The 17,132-nt window shown below is 70.0% G+C and carries 15 protein-coding genes and 1 tRNA gene; 1 reads left to right on the forward strand and 15 read right to left on the reverse strand.

What is annotated here, in order from left to right; translation table 11 throughout:
* Nucleotides 1-84 precede the first annotated feature (84 nt).
* The 7 genes from rho to OG878_RS13710 all read right to left on the reverse strand — a co-directional run bounded on the left by rho (nt 85) and on the right by OG878_RS13710 (nt 9,195).
* The gene (gene rho / locus OG878_RS13680; RefSeq protein WP_328887053.1) at nt 85-2,094 is read right to left on the reverse strand and encodes a transcription termination factor Rho; all 2,010 of its coding nucleotides are present in this window, start codon (nt 2,092-2,094) and stop codon (nt 85-87) included.
* Between the two features lie 384 nt (nt 2,095-2,478).
* Nucleotides 2,479-3,396 (reverse strand): homoserine kinase, encoded by a 918-nt coding sequence (gene thrB / locus OG878_RS13685; RefSeq protein WP_328887054.1) that lies wholly within the window; start codon nt 3,394-3,396, stop codon nt 2,479-2,481.
* Nucleotides 3,397-3,699: 303 nt separating this feature from the next.
* Nucleotides 3,700-4,770 (reverse strand): threonine synthase, encoded by a 1,071-nt coding sequence (gene thrC / locus OG878_RS13690; RefSeq protein ID WP_328887055.1) that lies wholly within the window; start codon nt 4,768-4,770, stop codon nt 3,700-3,702.
* 6 nt (nt 4,771-4,776) lie between these two features.
* Entirely contained in the window at nt 4,777-6,078 is a 1,302-nt protein-coding gene (locus OG878_RS13695) for a homoserine dehydrogenase (protein ID WP_328887056.1), read from the reverse strand.
* Nucleotides 6,079-6,174: 96 nt separating this feature from the next.
* Complete coding sequence (lysA, locus tag OG878_RS13700) at nt 6,175-7,566, reverse strand: diaminopimelate decarboxylase (protein ID WP_328887057.1); 1,392 nt, start codon at nt 7,564-7,566, stop codon at nt 6,175-6,177.
* 26 nt (nt 7,567-7,592) lie between these two features.
* Nucleotides 7,593-8,657: an ArgS-related anticodon-binding protein NrtL gene (nrtL, locus tag OG878_RS13705; protein WP_328887058.1), complete on the reverse strand. Its 1,065-nt coding sequence runs from the start codon at nt 8,655-8,657 to the stop codon at nt 7,593-7,595.
* Between the two features lie 55 nt (nt 8,658-8,712).
* The gene (locus OG878_RS13710) at nt 8,713-9,195 is read right to left on the reverse strand and encodes a response regulator (RefSeq protein ID WP_328887059.1); all 483 of its coding nucleotides are present in this window, start codon (nt 9,193-9,195) and stop codon (nt 8,713-8,715) included.
* Between the two features lie 206 nt (nt 9,196-9,401).
* On the opposite strand from OG878_RS13710, the gene OG878_RS13715 reads away from it, so the two are divergent.
* Nucleotides 9,402-9,473 (forward strand) — tRNA-Arg (locus tag OG878_RS13715).
* Between the two features lie 149 nt (nt 9,474-9,622).
* Here the strand turns inward: OG878_RS13715 and OG878_RS13720 are convergent.
* From OG878_RS13720 to OG878_RS13755, 8 genes are all read right to left on the reverse strand, one after another.
* On the reverse strand, nt 9,623-11,092 hold the full coding sequence (locus OG878_RS13720) for a tyrosine-type recombinase/integrase (protein ID WP_328887060.1): 1,470 nt from the start codon (nt 11,090-11,092) through the stop codon (nt 9,623-9,625).
* Nucleotides 11,089-11,280: a helix-turn-helix transcriptional regulator gene (locus OG878_RS13725; RefSeq protein WP_267007958.1), complete on the reverse strand. Its 192-nt coding sequence runs from the start codon at nt 11,278-11,280 to the stop codon at nt 11,089-11,091. The genes OG878_RS13720 and OG878_RS13725 overlap by 4 nt, the downstream gene beginning before the upstream one ends.
* Nucleotides 11,277-12,440 (reverse strand): AAA family ATPase, encoded by a 1,164-nt coding sequence (locus tag OG878_RS13730; protein WP_328887061.1) that lies wholly within the window; start codon nt 12,438-12,440, stop codon nt 11,277-11,279. The genes OG878_RS13725 and OG878_RS13730 overlap by 4 nt, the downstream gene beginning before the upstream one ends.
* Nucleotides 12,437-13,336 carry a bifunctional DNA primase/polymerase gene (locus OG878_RS13735; RefSeq protein ID WP_328887062.1) on the reverse strand — a complete coding sequence of 300 codons (900 nt, stop codon included), beginning with the start codon at nt 13,334-13,336 and terminating at the stop codon, nt 12,437-12,439. Before OG878_RS13735 ends, OG878_RS13730 begins: the two co-directional genes overlap by 4 nt.
* Nucleotides 13,337-13,422: 86 nt before the next feature.
* Nucleotides 13,423-14,022, reverse strand: a complete 600-nt coding sequence (locus OG878_RS13740; RefSeq protein ID WP_328887063.1) for a hypothetical protein — start codon at nt 14,020-14,022, stop codon at nt 13,423-13,425.
* Nucleotides 14,023-14,033: 11 nt separating this feature from the next.
* A complete protein-coding gene (locus OG878_RS13745; RefSeq protein ID WP_328887064.1) occupies nt 14,034-14,222 on the reverse strand; it encodes a hypothetical protein in 189 nt (62 codons plus the stop codon).
* 161 nt (nt 14,223-14,383) lie between these two features.
* Nucleotides 14,384-14,635 carry a hypothetical protein gene (locus OG878_RS13750; RefSeq protein ID WP_328887065.1) on the reverse strand — a complete coding sequence of 84 codons (252 nt, stop codon included), beginning with the start codon at nt 14,633-14,635 and terminating at the stop codon, nt 14,384-14,386.
* Nucleotides 14,636-14,774: 139 nt separating this feature from the next.
* Nucleotides 14,775-16,997, reverse strand: coding sequence for a cell division protein FtsK (locus OG878_RS13755; RefSeq protein WP_328887066.1), 2,223 nt, complete (start codon nt 16,995-16,997; stop codon nt 14,775-14,777).
* Nucleotides 16,998-17,132 lie beyond the last annotated feature (135 nt).

Genomic DNA, 17,132 nt, shown 5'->3' on the forward strand with positions numbered 1-17,132 from the left:
GGGCGGAGACGGACCGGAAAAGGGCCGGCCCCGTCACCGAGGTGACGGGGCCGGCCCTGTGACGACTGTCCGAGCGGTACGACGTCAGTCGTTGCCGTTGCCCGGGGCGGGCGTCGTCTTCTGGATCTGGAGCAGGAACTCCGCGTTGGACTGGGTCTTCTTCATCCGGTCCAGGAGCAGCTCGATCGCCTGCTGCTGGTCGAGCGCGTGCAGCACCCGGCGCAGCTTCCAGACGATGGCCAACTCGTCGCTGCCGAGCAGGATTTCTTCCTTACGGGTGCTGGACGCGTCGACGTCCACCGCCGGGAAGATGCGCTTGTCCGAGAGCTTCCGGTCGAGCTTGAGCTCCATGTTGCCGGTGCCCTTGAACTCCTCGAAGATCACCTCGTCCATGCGCGAGCCGGTCTCGACGAGCGCGGTGGCCAGGATGGTCAGCGAACCGCCGTCCTCGATGTTGCGCGCGGCACCGAAAAAGCGCTTCGGCGGGTACAGCGCGGTCGAGTCGACACCGCCGGACAGGATGCGGCCCGATGCCGGGGCCGCGAGGTTGTACGCGCGGCCGAGGCGGGTGATCGAGTCCAGCAGGACGACCACGTCGTGACCCAGCTCGACGAGACGCTTGGCGCGCTCGATGGCCAGCTCGGCGACGGTGGTGTGGTCCTCGGCGGGACGGTCGAAGGTCGAGGAGATGACCTCGCCCTTCACCGACCGCTGCATGTCGGTGACCTCTTCCGGACGCTCGTCGACCAGAACGACCATCAGATGGCACTCGGGGCTGTTGACGGTGATCGCGTTGGCGATCGCCTGCAGGATCATGGTCTTGCCGGTCTTCGGCGGGGCCACGATCAGGCCTCGCTGGCCCTTGCCGATCGGCGCGACCAGGTCGATGATCCGCGTCGTCAGGACGTTGGAGTCGGTCTCCAGGCGGAGCCGGTCCTGCGGGTAGAGCGGGGTCAGCTTCTGGAACTCCGGGCGGCCGCGGCCGCTTTCGGGCGCCATGCCGTTGACCGAGTCGAGGCGCACCAGCGCGTTGAACTTCTCGCGGCGCTCGCCGTCCTTGGGCTGACGGACCGCACCGGTGACGTGGTCACCCTTGCGCAGGCCGTTCTTGCGGACCTGGGCGAGCGAGACGTACACGTCGTTCGGGCCCGGCAGGTAGCCGGAGGTCCGGATGAACGCGTAGTTGTCGAGGATGTCCAGGATGCCCGCGACGGGGATCAGGACGTCGTCGTCGGAGACCGGCGGTGCGTCGCTCGCGAAGTCGTCGCGGCCACGGCGGCCACGGCGGTCGCGGTAGCGGCCGCGGCGACCGCGACGGCCGCCTGCCTCGTCGTCGTAACCGTCGTCCTGCGGGCCGCCGCCACCCTGCTGGCTCTGACCCTGGCCCTGGCGCTGCTGGCGCTGGCCGCCCTGCTGGCTCTGGCCGCCGCCCTGCTCGTCGCCCTTGCCGCGGCGGTCGCGCTGACGGTCACGGCGGTCGCCGCGCTCACCGCGGTCGCCGCGCTGGCCGCGGTCGCCCCGACGGCCCTCGGCGGTGTCCACGGCGGCTTCGGCCTTCGCTTCGGCGCGGTCGTCGCCCTTCGGCTCGGCCTGCGTCTCCACCTTGGCCTCGGCCCTGGTCTCCGGCTTGACGTCCGGGCTGCCCGCCTGTGCGGTCGCACGGCGCCGGCGGCGCTCACCCGTGGGCTGGTCGTCGCTGGCCGGCTGGCCGGGGATGTCGATCTGCTGCTGGGCCGTGGCCTTCTCGGCGGGCGCGGCGGCGGACTCGTCCCCGGTGCGCGCCTTGGAGGTGGTGCGGCGCTTCGGCTTGGTCTCGGCGTCCGCGGCGGCGGGCGCTGCGGCGGCCTTGGGCGCGCCGCTGCCGGCCTGCGCCTCCTTGATGACCTCGATCAGCTGGCCCTTGCGCATCCGCGCAGTGCCCTTGATGCCGAGGCCGGACGCGACCTGCTGCAGCTCGGCCAGGACCATGCCATCGAGGCCGGTGCCGGAGCGGCGGCGCCGTGCGGTGGTGCCAGTGGCAGCACCTTCGGCGGGCGCAGCGCTGTCGACACTCTTGTCGGCAGTCACGCCCATCAGATCGGTGGTGTCGCTCACGAAGGGTCCTTCCCTGGAGCGGACGTCGGCCTTCTGGCTCGGCGACCGGTTGTGCTGTCCGACTGCGGTCTTTTGATCTTGCGGACCGTGCCGGGGCGGTGGTCCGCCGGGTACGGCGGAGAAATGAATGTGCAAGGGTCCGACGCGAGCATCCCCCTGCTCGGCCCACTCCTGGACGAGCGAGGGGTGTCGTGCCGGTTCCGGAGCGTGCTCGAAACTGCTCAGGCAGGCTGCTCAGGCAGTTGGGGAGGCTCTCGGAAGAAATGGTGGCCCCTGAAAGGGACACGAAGCAACGCGCCAATTAGACGTCGGTTGCAGACTTGAGGTTAACACTACCGGCTCCAACAAACATTCCCCCTCTCACTCACCGGCAATCACTTCTCGCTACGGGGCGAGCGGCAGGACGCTCGCGCCCGGGGCGTCGAGAGTGAGCCGATTGGCCGCCCAGCCCTCGCCCGCCAGCCGTGCGACCTTGTCGGCCGCACCGTCCTCGGCCAGCGCGAGCACCGTCGGCCCGGCACCGGAGATGACTGCAGGGACGCCGTCGGCGCGCAGTCGGTTCACGAGTTCCACGCTCTCGGGCATCGCGGGGGCCCGGTATTCCTGGTGCAGCCGGTCCTCGGTGGCGGCGAGCAGCAGCTCCGGGCGCCGGGTCATGGCCTCGACGAGGAGCCCGGCGCGTCCGGCGTTGAATGCGGCGTCGACATGCGGGACGGTGCGCGGCAGCAGTCCGCGGGCGGTCTCGGTCAGCACCGGTTTGCCCGGGACGAAAACCACCGGAACGATGGAATCGGAGGGATCCATCCTGATCGCGCGTGCGGACGCGCCGTCCATCCAGGCCAGCGTGAAGCCGCCGAGCAGGCACGCCGCGACGTTGTCGGGGTGGCCCTCGATCTCGGTGGCGAGCTCCAGCAGCGCGGCATCGTCGAGCCGGGCGTCGCCGCCGGTCGTGACGGCGCGGGCCGCGACGATGCCGGCGCAGATGGCGGCGGAGGAGGAGCCGAGGCCGCGCCCGTGCGGGATGCGGTTGGCGCAGACGATCTCGAGACCGCGCGGCTGTCCGCCGAGCAGGTCGAAGGCCGAGCGCAGGGAGCGTACGAGGAGGTGACTCTCGTCGCGGGGCAGCGTGTCGGCGCCCTCGCCGGCGATGTCGATGTGCAGCCCGGAGTCGGCGACGCGGACGACGACGTCGTCGTAGAGCCCCAGCGACAGGCCGAGGGCGTCGAAGCCCGGGCCCAGGTTGGCGCTGGTAGCGGGGACGCGCACCCGGACGGCGGCGGCTCGGAAGGCGGGACCGGCCATCGCTTCGACGACTCTCCTTGTGAGGCAGTGGGGGCTGTTGCTGCGGGGATTTCTGCGGAGAAGGTGGTGCCCGTGCTGGAGTGGCGCAGGGGGTGTGGCGGTGGATATGTCGTGAGCCGGTGGAGAACCCGATGGCCACGGCCACACCACCGCGGCATGTGCGGCGGGGCGGGTTGACTACAGCTTATCGAAGGAAGGTTCTGTGTCGACATAGGGCGCACGGGAGGCGCACGATGCGTGTCGCACGCCTCCCATGCGCTCTCCGCCCCGGAAAAGGGCGGTTGAGCTGCCGATGTCGGTTTTTTACGCGAGGCCCAGCTTCTCCGCGGCGGCGACCGCGTCGACCGGTACGGTGACCGGCTGCGGGGCGCCCGCGACGGCCCAGTCGGGGTCCTTGAGGCCGTTGCCGGTGACCGTGCAGACGATCTTCTGGCCGCGGTCGACCTTGCCCTCTTCGGCGGCCTTGAGCAGACCGGCCACCGACGCGGCCGAGGCGGGCTCGACGAAGACACCCTCCCGGGAGGCCAACAGACGGTAGGCGGCGAGGATCTGACGGTCCGTGACCTCGTCGATGAAGCCGCCCGACTCGTCACGCGCGGCCAGCGCGTACTGCCAGGAGGCCGGGTTGCCGATCCGGATCGCGGTGGCGATGGTCGACGGGTCCTTGACGATCTCACCGCGGACGATGGGCGCGGAACCGGAGGCCTGGAAGCCCCACATGCGCGGCGTGTGCGTGGACATGGCGTCCGCCGCGTACTCCGTGTAGCCCTTCCAGTACGCGGTGATGTTGCCCGCGTTGCCGACCGGGAGGACATGGATGTCGGGGGCGTCGCCGAGCGCGTCGACGATCTCGAACGCCGCGGTCTTCTGGCCTTCGATACGGACCGGATTGACCGAATTGACCAGCGCCACCGGGTAGTTGTCCGAGAGCGAGCGGGCGAGCGTCAGGCAGTCGTCGAAGTTGCCGTCGACCTGCAGGATCCTGGCACCGTGGACGAGCGCCTGGCCCATCTTGCCGAGTGCGATCTTGCCCTGCGGCACGAGGACGGCGCAGACCATGCCGGCCCGCACCGCGTACGCGGCGGCAGAGGCGGAGGTGTTGCCGGTGGAGGCGCAGATGACGGCCTGCGCACCCTCCTCCTTGGCCCGGGTGATCGCCATCGTCATGCCGCGGTCCTTGAAGGACCCGGTGGGGTTGGCGCCCTCCACCTTGAGGTGCACCTCGCAGCCCGTGCGCTCGGAGAGGACCTGAGCGGGGACGAGCGGCGTACCGCCCTCACGAAGCGTGACGACCGGCGTCGTGCTCGTGACCGGAAGACGGTCCCGGTACTCCTCGATGATGCCGCGCCACTGATGGGTGCCCTTGCTGGTCATGGGTCCTTACTCCCCTTCAACACGCATGATGCTGGCGACACCGCGCACGGTGTCGAGCTTGCGCAGCGCCTCGACGGTCGCCGAGAGGGCGGCGTCGGGCGCGCGGTGGGTGACGACGACGAGAGAAGCCTCGCCGCCTCCGTCCTGGCGGCCTTGCTGGCGGACCGTATCGATGGATACGCCCTGTTCGGCGAAGACCGTTGCCACCTGGGCGAGTACGCCAGGCTTGTCGGCCACGTCGAGACTGATGTGGTACCGCGTGACGACCTCGCCCATCGGGCTGACCGGCAGCCGCGTGTACGCGGACTCGCCGGGGCCGGTGGCCTCACCGAGCTTGTTGCGGCAGACCGCGACCAGGTCGCCGAGGACCGCGGAGGCGGTCGGCGAACCACCCGCGCCGGGGCCGTAGAACATCAACTGCCCGGCGGCCTCCGCCTCGACGAAGACCGCGTTGTACGCCTCGCGGACGGAGGCCAGCGGGTGGCTGAGCGGGATCATCGCCGGGTGCACGCGTGCGGTGACGGACTGGCCGTCGGCGGCGCGCTCGCAGATGGCGAGGAGCTTGACGGTGCAGCCCATGCGGCGGGCCGAGGCGATGTCGGCGGCAGTGACCTCGGTGATGCCCTCGCGGTGCACCTCGCCGATCTTCACCCGGGTGTGGAAGGCGATGCCGGCGAGGATCGCGGCCTTGGCGGCGGCGTCGAAGCCCTCGACGTCGGCGGTCGGGTCGGCCTCGGCGTACCCGAGGGCCGTGGCCTCGTCGAGCGCCTCGGAGTAACCGGCGCCGCTGGTGTCCATCTTGTCGAGGATGAAGTTGGTCGTGCCGTTGACGATGCCCAGCACCCGGTTGACCTTGTCGCCGGCGAGGGACTCGCGCAGCGGCCGTACGAGCGGGATGGCACCGGCGACGGCGGCCTCGTAATAGAGGTCCCGGCCGTACTGCTCGGCGGCGGCGTGCAGGGCGGCGCCGTCCTCGGCGAGCAGCGCCTTGTTGGCGGAGACGACGCTCGCGCCGTGCTCGAAGGCGGTGGTGATGAGCGTGCGGGCCGGCTCGATGCCGCCGATGACCTCGATGACGACGTCGATGTCGCCCCGTTTGACCAGGGCGGTCGCATCGGTGGTGATCAGCGCGGGGTCGATGCCCTCGCGCACCTTGGAGAGCCGGCGGACGGCGACGCCGGCGAGCTCCACCGGCGCGCCGATGCGCGCGGCGAGGTCGTCGGCGTGCGTCGTCATGATGCGCGCCACCTCTGAGCCGACCACACCACAGCCCAGCAGCGCCACCTTCAGCGGACGCGTACGCATCATCCGACCTCGTTTCTCATCCATGCTCATGTGTGGACCAGTCTCACTCACCGGACGGGAGTTTCTGCTACGCGTCCGGATCCTGAGACGTCTATTTCATCAACCGACATCAAGACGCAGGAGATCTTCCTCCGTCTCACGCCGGACGATGACCCGCGCCTCGCCGTCGCGCACGGCGACGACGGGCGGGCGCAGCGCGTGGTTGTAATTGCTCGCCATCGAGCGGCAGTAGGCGCCGGTGGCGGGTACCGCGATCAGATCGCCGGGCGCGAGGTCGGACGGCAGGAACGCGTCCTTGACCACGATGTCCCCGCTCTCGCAGTGCTTGCCGACCACACGTACGAGCATCGGTTCGGCGTCGGAGCGACGGGAGACCAGCGCGACGGAGTACTCGGCGTCGTACAGCGCGGTGCGGATGTTGTCCGACATGCCGCCGTCGACACTGACGTACGTACGCAGCCCCTCGAGGTGCTTGACGGTGCCGACCTCGTACAGCGTGAACGCGGTGGGGCCGACGATGGCGCGCCCGGGCTCGACCGAGATCCGCGGGGTCGCGAGGCCAGCCGCCTCGCACTCACGGCTGACGATGTCGCCCAGCGCCTTGGCGATCTCGTGCGGCTCGCGCGGGTCGTCGTCGGAGGTGTACGCGATGCCCAGGCCGCCGCCGAGGTCGATCTCCGGCAGCTCGACACCGTGCTCGTCGCGCACCTCGGTGAGGAGTTGCACCACGCGCCGGGCGGATACCTCGAAACCGGCCATGTCGAAGATCTGCGAGCCGATGTGCGAGTGGATGCCGACCAGTTCGAGGCCGTCGAGGGTGAGCGCCCGGCGCACCGCCTCGGCGGCCTGTCCCCCGGCCAGCGCGATACCGAACTTCTGGTCCTCGTGGGCGGTGGCGATGAACTCGTGGGTGTGCGCCTCGACGCCGACCGTCACCCGGATCTGTACACGCTGGCGCCTGCCGAGCTGCTGCGCGATGTGCGAGACACGGACGATCTCCTGGAACGAGTCGAGGACGATCCGCCCGACACCGGCCCGGACGGCCCGCTCGATCTCGGCGACGGTCTTGTTGTTGCCGTGGAAGGCGATGCGCTCGGCGGGCATTCCGGCGTCCAGCGCGGTGGTCAGCTCGCCGCCGGAGCAGACGTCGAGGTTGAGCCCCTCCTCCTTGAGCCAGCGCACGACGGCGCGCGACAGGAACGCCTTGCCGGCGTAGAAGACATCGGCGTCCGGTCCGAACGCGTCGGCCCAGGCGCGGCAGCGGGCGCGGAAGTCGCTCTCGTCGAGGAAGTAGGCGGGCGTGCCGAATTCCTCGGCCAGCCGGGTCACTTCGATCCCGCCGACGGTGACGGCGCCGTCGTCGTCACGGGAGACGGTGCGGGCCCAGACCTTCTCGTCGAGGGCATTGAGGTCGGCGGGCGGAGCTGCGTAGTGCCCCTCGGTCAGGACGTCGGCGTGACGGGGACCGGCGGGGTGTGCGGATCGGCTCATGGTGTTGCTCTGCTCTCTCGGATCTCTCAGAGGTGTTCGGGTGCGCGGATACCGAGCAGGGACAGGCCGCCGGCCAGCACCGTCCCGGCGGCTTCGGCGACGGCCAGCCGGGAGCGGTGGGCGGCCAGGGGTTTCTCGTCGCCGACGGGCAGCGGGGATGCGCAGTCCTGGAAGTCGAAGGAGGCGTGCGCGAGGTCCTCGAGCTGCCGGGCGAGCCGGTCGGGCGCACGGTGGCGCGCAGCGGCGGCGAGGGCGTCGGGGTAGTCGGCCAGCGCGCGCATCAGTGCGGGTGCGTCGACGTCCTCGTCGTACGAGCCCTCGAAACCCAGAAGCGCGGCGCCACGGGTGAGGGCGCGGGTCCGGGAGTGGGCGTAGCGGACCAGGAACAGCGGGTTGGCGACCGTCTGCACGAGCAACTCGTCGCCGAGCGGGGCCCGGTCGTGCCCGGCCGGTCGCAGCAGCCCCCACCGGGCGGCATCCGGTCCGAGCCGCCCCAGCAGCTCCGCCGCTCCGGCACCGGCCGGTACCGGCCGGACGACGGTGAGGGTCCCGTCCGGCTCCCCTGCGGCGTCGACGCTCACACCGAGCCGTGCCCACTCCGGGTCGGGCGTCCCGTCGCAGCCGGTGCGCGCCGAGGCGCCCTGGGAGCGAGCGATCGCTGCCAGCGCGTGGGCGGTGACCGCGGCCCGGACGTCGCGGGCGTGGCGGAAGTGCAGGCGGTCCCCGGCGAGTGCGTCTCCGTGCCCGTAACGGGCACCGCGCTCCCGTACGTCATGGATGAGCGCTTCCCGCACGCGGGCGTCGGCCGTCGCGTCGAGCGTGAAATTCAGGAACCCCGGACCGGTGACCTCGACCCGCCCGATCCCTGGCATACCGGCGACCCGGTCCCGCAGGATCGCGGCCACTTCCCGGGCCGGCCGCGCGGCGGCCCCGGCCAGCTGGAGAGCGACGGCGCAGGCGTAGTCCCCGCTGCCGCCGGGCCGCGTCCGCTCCACCCGCACGCGCGCCGGCACGGGCGCGCGCAAGGCGTCCTCGTCGACCGCGCGGCGCACAGCGTGCAGCACGGTCCTGGAGAGATCGGCGGGGGTCACGGGACAAGCCTAGGGGAGAAAGGGGGGCGTTCCGCGACCCGGTTTCGCCATGCGGTCAGCCCGCGGCGCTCTCGGCCCTTCCCGCACCGTGTCTGCCGTCGAGCGGCGTCGGCTCCTCCTGGTTCGCCAGCCGCCGTACGAGCCGTACCAGTTCGCTCGGCTCGAAAGGCTTCGCCAGGAACGCGTCGACCCCCGCTGCGACACCGTTGTCCACCTCGTACTGCGTACAGGCGCTGATGATCGCAACGGGCAGATGTCTGGTCCGCGGGTCGGTCCGGAGCCGGGTGGCGGTCTGCAGGCCGTCGAGCCGGGGCATGACGACATCGAGAGTGATCACATCGGGGCAGACCCGATGCACCAGATCCAGACACTCGACACCATCGGCCGCGGTCACGACCTCGAAGCCCTCCAGCTCGAGATTGACCCTGATCAACTGCCGGATGACCTTGTTGTCGTCGACAACAAGCACGCGGCCACACGCCCCTGACACACTCCGAGGGTAGGCGGGGCGTAGGGGCTGCGTCCGGGTTTTGCCCATTTCCGGCCCCGGACGGGTGCCGGTCGAGGGGCTCCGCTGCAGGCACGGCGACGCTCTCGCGCAGGCGGGCCGACGCCGCGAAGCGTGGCGGAGCCGGGGCGCGGCGAACGGGAGGACGCGGATGGTGACCGCGTGGAAATACCTGTTCACGGACACCCTTCGGAAGCTGGTAGTGTTTCACCTGTCGCCGAGCAGCACAGCGATACGCCCCCGTAGCTCAGGGGATAGAGCATCGGCCTCCGGAGCCGGGTGCGCAGGTTCGAATCCTGCCGGGGGCACTTCAGTCCGGACAGCGTGATCAAGCCGCTGACCAGGCAAAGTGCCAAGCACAGAGGGTCGGACCCAGTCTCACTGGGTCCGACCCTCTGTCGTTGTGTGTCACTGATCGCGAGTGAGTAGCGAGTGAGTTTTCAGGGTTGATCGCAGCTCACTCGCTGGTCTCCTCCCCCCATCCCATGGACTTCTCGATCTTCCGGTTGTTCAGCTCCTCGTGTCCGTCGATACAGCCCGCGTACCGGCGGTGCACCACCTCCGGCGAGTTCCCGGCGCGGCGGGACACCTCCGCCACGGGGACGCCGGCGTTCAGCCAGTTGGTAATGCATGTGTGCCGCAGGTCGTACGGCCGGTGGGCCAGCGGCGAATCGGTCTTGTCCGGCGGCAGCGCGTAGGGGCGGGCTTCCTGCCATACCCGCCAGTAGCTGGTGGAGCCGAGGACTCCCCCGCGCTCGTTGGCGAAGAGCCGACCGTCCTTGGCCGTCCCGAACTCCTCGATGTGGGCACGGAGCATGGCAACCAGCACGGGCGGGATCGGCACTGGGCGGTCGGTGTTCGCCTCACGTGATTTAAGGCCGCGCCGGTCGTGCCGGAGACCGGAGTCCGTCCACTTCGTTCCGACCACCGGGCGTGTCTCGCGAAGAGTCAGGGTGCCCCACCCCTTTTCGGGGAGGTAGCAGTCCTTCTTCCGGAGCCCTACCGCTTCGGCCGGCCGAAGCGCGGCGTAGAGCTGGACGGCGAAAAATCCGACCAATCTACGGCCGCGATTGCGGTGAACGCTCCCCACGTACGAGACGGCAGTCAGAAGCTGCGCGCCTTGATCCTGATTGACCAATACGCGCGGGTCCACCGCGTCCCCGGCACGCGAGCCGCTCCGCCGTATGTTGGCGAGCGGGTTGCTTTCCAGGTACCCCGCTTCGATCGCGTACTCCATAGCCGTGTTCAGTCCCCGTCGGCGGCGTTTGTACGTCTCCCCCGCGGCTGGCCGGTCATCCAACTTGAAGGAAAGCCGGTACTGAACGTCCCGCAGAACTTTCGGGTCCATCAGGGATGAGAGCGGCAGCGAGTGCAGCGAGAGCCACGTACAGGCGGCCAGCAGGTCCGGCGGCGGCTCTTCGTCCTTGTGGGTAGGTACGACACGCCACCGCACCGCGTAGCGGACTTCCTCCAGCGTCGGCGCGTTGGCTCCGTCGCCCATCATGGCGAGCGCGGTCGTTGCGAGGCTGTCCGCGATACCCTCGCGGGTCTTCGCGGCGGTACTGCGCCAGCGAGCGGCCAGGTACTCGGGGCAGAAGTCCCACCACTTCGGGTCCGGCCTGGTGTTCCCCTTCTCGACGGCGGCGCGAAGTTCGGATTCTGGGAGACCCGTATCCGTATCGAAGGCCTCGCCCCTTCGCATGGCCTGCCAGAGTTCCGAGCGGCGGCTCTGCGCGAGCGCGTCCGTGGTGAAGCTCGCGGCCTTCACCTTTCCGGCGACGATCCAGCGCAGCTGATAGGGGGCTTTCTTGCTCTTCACCTTGTTGACCTTCCACACCCTTACGTCAGTGGAAAGGTCTGCGGCTTCGGGCCCTGCGGGGCGAGCACTCTCGCGCCCGCCCGGAGTACCACTCTTGCGATTGTTCACGCGGTCTCCTCAAGACCGGTGATCCACCGATCCAATTCCGAACGCCGGATACGGACGGCTCCGTTCGGCAGCTTGATAGCCTTGGGCCCTTTCCGGAGCTGCCGCCATCGATAGAAAGTCGCGCGGGGAACACCGATCTCCGTGATGACCTGGGAGATGGTCAGCATCTCGTCTCGGGCCACGGTCAGGTCCCCCCCTGCTGCCCGGCGCGGGCAGACCGATCGGACAGCCCGGACAGCTCCGTTTCTGACTGTCCGGGTTGTTTGTGCTGGTCAGGTGGGGTGACCGGACAGTCGGACAGCTGGGACACCTGTTGGGTGGTCTGTGTCCGAGTGTCGGTGTCCGGGTAGTACCTGCCGCTGCCGTCTTTGGTGAGCTGTCCGTCGGTGGCCATGCGGGAGCAGGTGCGCCGGACGGTGTCCGTATCCACGTGCGGGAGTGCGTCGGCAATGTCCTTGGGTTTGGCGCCGGGGTTGGCCCTCACGTGCCGGAGGATGGCGGCTCGGGTGTCGCCGATGGTGTGGTCGGACGCGGGCCCGTCGAGCAGGTGCCAGGCGCCGGAGGCTTCCTGAAACTGGAGGGCGTATTCGGCTTCGTTCACGTCGCGGCCGGTGACGTGGAGGATGCCGTCAGCCTGTCCGCGGGCCCGCTTGAGGACGAGCGTGGCGTCAGCTGCTCCGGCGATGCCGTTGGTTCCGGAAACCTCAGTCAGGAAGTCCTCGGAGGCCATCTTGCGGACGTGGTGGACCAGGACGACGGCGATGCCGTAGTGGTCCGCGAGCCGCTTGGCGTAGCCGACGGAGACGTAGTCCGCGTCGTAGGCGGACACGCCTTGCGGGGCTTGTCCGCGCATCTTGGCGAACACGTCGATGACGACCATCCGGGCGTCCGGGTTGCGCTCCAGCCATTGGGCGATGGCTTCGCTGCCGCCTTGTGGGAAGGGCGGGCATTCGGTCACCAGGGTCAGACCGGCCGGCGCTTTCTGCCCACCGAGCAGCTTGCCCATCCGGGTTTTCAGCCGACGCGGGGTGTCCTCCAGGGCGAGGTAGAGGACGGGGCCGCCTTCGACGGGCACGGAGTCGAACGCGTGGCCTCCGGCCGCGACGGACAGACCGAGCCCGAGGGACAGCCAGGACTTGCCGACCTTGGGCGGTCCGGCGAGCAGGCTGACGCCTTCGGCGACGATGCCGGGCACGGCCCATTTCGGCTCGGGGAACTCTGTGGCCATGAGTTGGTCCGCGGTCCACGCGGTGCGGGGCCGCTCACGCACCGGAGGTGCCGTGGGGGCGGGCTGCGGACCGCTGGGGACGGAGTACAGGTGCAGCGGGGGAATCGGGGACGCGTTCATGCCGCCACCTGCCGGGGCCGGTTGGCTCCGGCGCGCAGGCCGGAGGCGATGGTGCGGCGTGCCTCGCGCTCGCCCTGGCCGACGCTGAGCGCGGCGGAGACGAGCCAACCGGTCACGTCGTGTTCGTCCAGCCCTCCCCCGGCGACCAGCTGCCCCAAGGCAACGGAGGCGATGTAGAGCGAGGCGTTGTGCTGGTGCGGGCCGGAGTCGGTCACGCGGGCCAACTCGCCGTCGACCGCGGCCCGCAGGAACGCGGAGCGCCGATCGTGTGCGGCGAGCGCGATCGTGACCGGCCGCTGCGGAGGCAGCAGCGCGGGGCGCAGCAGCTGGGCGAGCCAGCCCGGCAGCGGCGCTGCCGGAGCGGCGTGCACGACTTCGTAGGGCCGTCCGGCAAAGGTGCTGCCCGCGCCGACTACGAGTCCTCCCACGGCCCGGGTGTCGACCTTCCAGCCCAGCCCGCGCGCGCTGTCACCGGCGGTGTTGCGCAGAGGTTCACCGTCCGGGGCGGCGAAGTACAGGTGCGTGCCGCCGCTCCAGGTGCGGACCGTGTAGGTGTCGGTGGGGAAGGGCTGGCTGTGGCGCTCGCAGAGCACAGCGAGCACGTCGGCGCCGTCGGTAACCCCGTGTTCGGCCCAATCCGCGGGCGGGGTGTCCTGCGGGTGCTTGGGCCGGTCGAGGTCGACGACGACCAGACCGGACGGGCCGGTCGCTACGCCTACGTTGTACGCGGCGCGCTCCCAGCATCGTTCGATCCGCCCGGGGTCGGTCGTGGCGCGCTCTTCCCAATTCCGGATCGCGGGAGGCTTGTCTCCGGGGATGAGCGGGAAGACGTGCCAGCCGCGGCGTGCGGCGTCCAGCGCCGCGGACAGCAGCGCGTGGTTGCGGTCATGCGTCATGCTGGTAGTTCTCCTGTTTCTGTCGAAGGGACGGAGAGCCGAGGCGGTCGCGGTCTTGTGGTGAGAGGCGACCGCCTCGGGCGTAGCTACTGGTTCGGGTTGGGCAATTCGGGCAGTCCTGCCCGTGTGAGTGCCTGCGGGTCGAAGCCGGGGAGAGTGGCGCGGGCGGTGAGTGCGGCGGCGAGCGCGTCGGCGTAGGCGACGGATTCGCGGGCCACCTCGATCTGCGTGCGGCTGCGCAGCATCTCCATCCGCTCGATGTGCGCGTGATCCTCGCGCCGCACAACGTTCTGCCGTTCGTGCGCCACGGTGTCGCGGCGGTCGGTGCGCCAGTAGCGGGCCGCGATCCCGTACGCCACCGCGGTGGCCAGCACCCAGAGCAGGAGCGGCAGGGACAGCCCATCGGCGTATCCGGCGACGCCTGCGAGGGCGAGGCCGCCGGAGGTGGCGAACGCGGTTGCGGCGAGCACTCCGTCACCGCCACCGCGCCCAGCAGCGGCGAATGCGCCGGCCGTCGCGGCTCCGGCGGCGAGGACGACCATCAACGCGGCGTTGCCGGTGCTGTGTTCGGCGCCGTTGGCGTTCCAGATCCGGCCCAGAATCAGCACCGTGGATGTAGCGAAGGCGGGTGCCGCCTTGGGGGCCGCAAGGGCGACCCAGTGGCGGGCGACGATCTGTTCGTTCATGGCGGGTCCCTTCACAGGTTCGGGATGGCTTTGATGACGGCGGTGGTGAGTTCGTTGATGGGTCCGGAGGCGCCGGTGGAGGCGAGGAAGAACCCGAACATGACGGCGATGAACGCGGAGCCGTAGCCGAGGGTGTTGGAGCGGAGCAGGAAGAACAGGACCAGCCCAAAGAGCAGGACCAGGGAGACGGTGACGGCCATGACGTAATTCGCTTCCGGTGGGAGGGAAAGGGTGAATACGCTCTGCACGCCCCGGGTGCTGGCAAGCTTGGGGGCATTGACCGGCGACCACGCCCGCCTAGCTCCTGCTCGGAGCGGGGCCCGTCTCATGACGGGTGGTCGCCGGTCGCACGCTGGAATGGTCAGCGGGTGCCGTCGCGGTGGAGGCGGGCGGCGACGTTGTAGAGGTGGCGTCCGACGCGTATGCGCTTGCCGGTGGCCTTGCAGCGACGGCAGTCCTTGCCGCGCTTCGTGCGGCCCTTGCGGTCGGTCTTGACCGCGTGGCCCATCCCGCGGCACTTGCGGCAGTCTCCAAACGGCGAGGCCGCACAAAAGCCGCCGTAACCGAAGGTGACGAGAAGGAAGAGTGCGCTAGTGACCAGGACAGGGGTCATCAGGGGCCTCCTGGGCCTGTTTCAGGGGTTTTCGCAGGTGGGGCGCTCGTGGCTAGCTCCCTGATCAATGCGGGTTTTGGCCGCTAGCGGCGCCGCTAGACCTAGCGGGGTGTGACGCTAGGTCTAGCGGCGAACCGAGTCAGCCCGCGTCTTGATTTCCGTTACGCTCCGCAATCGCGGCGAGGATGCGGGAGCGCTCGATACCGCGCCGGTTGGCGCCCTTCCCGGCCTCGGTCTTGCCCCAGACCTGACCGGTGTTGATGCCATGCGGCTTCAGCGCAACGGCCAGCTGCTCGGGCTCCCACCCGCCATACACATCCGGCCGCAGCTCGGCCAGGCGTGCGACGACAACCTCGGACCACAGCTTCGGCTCCTCGGCCGGCACCACCGCGAGGATGTCGGCGAGCAGGTCGAATCCAGCGTTTTCGCTGGTCTCGAACGTCTCCCCGGCTGCGTGGCCGGTGAGGGTTCCGGCGGCTTCGCGCAGGCGGCGGGCCCGCAGCCCGATCACCTCGGCGGTGGGCGCGTCGACGTAGACGGACGAGACGATCCTTGCGTCGGCGCCTTCACCGACGAAGTAGTGGATGCCCTTGTCCTTCCAAGAGAACATCGTGGCCCGGATTCCCCGCTTGTAGCTGGACGTGCCGAGGACCATGTCGTTCTCCAGCTGGCCCATGACCTTCAGGCACCACCGGGCCGACGCGTTCGCGCTGATTCCGGTCGGCAAGGCCTTGGCGTCCGGACGCTGCGTGGCCAGGAGCAGCACGATGCCGGTGGCGGGGCCGCGCTTGACCAGGTCGGTGCAGATTTCCTCGAACTCCCCGCCGTGCTTGGGGTGCTCGAACCAGACCTGGCACTCGTCGACCCCGATCACGATCGGGTGCAGTCCGAGCTTGGGCTTGTTGGCCAGCTCGGATGTCACCTTGGACTCGGGGCAGATATCCCGAGGCAGGGACCGGATCATCTTCGCGCGCCTGCGGAGTTCGGTGCGCAGTTCTCGCAGGTCAGCGAGTGCGTATTTGATGTCCTCGTCGTCGTCTCCGGCCCGGTGGCGGTGCGAGACGCGCTCGCCCACCGGGTCGAGGTCGCCGGTGCCCTTGAGGTCGTAGGTGTGGACTTCGGCCCGGGTGTCGAGGGCAGCGATGAGCAGGAGCAGGCGGAGCAGGAACGTCTTGCCCATGCGCGGGATGGCTCCGATGACACCGGCGATGTACATCAGGGTGATGTCGACCCAGCGTCCGCGCTGGTCAGTGCCGAACGAGACCGGCTTGAACAGGTCGACGGAGCCACCCTTGATCAGGGGCCATGCGGGCTTGGCGGCGGTCGACATGTCCTGATCGCCGACCCAGAGGACCAGGCGCCCGGTGTGCTCGTCCGGCACCGCTTCGGGCCACACGCAGCCGAGCGGGCGGCGCAGCCCGGAGGCGAGCTTGTCGCGCCGTTCGATGACGTCGGTGACGGTGACGCCGTACGGGAGGTCGCCCTCCGCACGCCATCCGGGGCCGTCGCGGGTGATCGGAGCAGTGAACGTGAACCCGTCCCGTCCCTTGCTCTGCACCTGATTGATCGCCGTGATGCCCAGCGCACCGAGGGCCCGCAGCACGATGTCGGACGTGAGCTTGGGTGCCTTGGTCATCTCCACGGCCCGGGTGATGACCGGGGCGTCGGCCTGCGTGCCGGCCGACCCCAGCGCGAGCAGCACCGCCCCGACCGACAGGGCCTGCACCCAACCCGGGGCGAGGACGTAGATGGCGAGCGCGGCACCAAGCCCGACGAACATGGCTAGCACCGTGATCAGGGTCCGCAGTCGCACCCGGCCGTCCCGCTGCCGGGACAGCTTCAGATACTCGGCCGCGTCCTCGCGCCGGACGGAAGCGAGTCGGACCGGCTCCCCCTCACGGTCGGCAACCCACCGCAGCGTCCCGCCCACGAACTTCGCCGCACCCCGCGGCGACTGGAACGCGAGACGGGCCGCGTAGTACGGGGAACGCAGCGCGTGGTACCCGGCCAGGTGCCCGTAGTGGCCTGCGGCCCAGCGGGTGGCGGTCGTGAACTCGGTTCCGGAGCGCAGCCACTGCGGGACGATCGCCCTGCGTTTGGCGCCCATGATTCGGCCCATGAACCCGGGCCCGACTTCCGCCGGACCGTCGACCATCACGGGCTCGGTCGGGTCGTCCGACCCGCTGCCCGACCGTGCGGTGTGTGGGTCGGCCGACCGGTCGGCGGTGAGGTCGGCCGACTCGGAACGGGCCGACCGTGCCTTGTCGAGGTCAACCACATCCGCCCCGGAGTCGGGTCCGGCGTTGGTGGCCATGTCGGCTTCGAGTCGGTTGAAGAGTTCGTTCTCGTCGTCGTGATTCACTGACTGTCCTTCCCGGACAACTGGGGTTGGAAAGGGGTCCGGACGGCGCTTGCCGGCAGGCGTCCGGGCCCCGCTTTTGGGGATCACTAACGTCGGGCGGGAGATCATGGCGGAGAGCAGCGGCGGCATATGGCT

The sequence above is a fragment of the Streptomyces sp. NBC_00316 genome (genome assembly GCF_036158715.1).
Classification (GTDB): domain Bacteria; phylum Actinomycetota; class Actinomycetes; order Streptomycetales; family Streptomycetaceae; genus Streptomyces.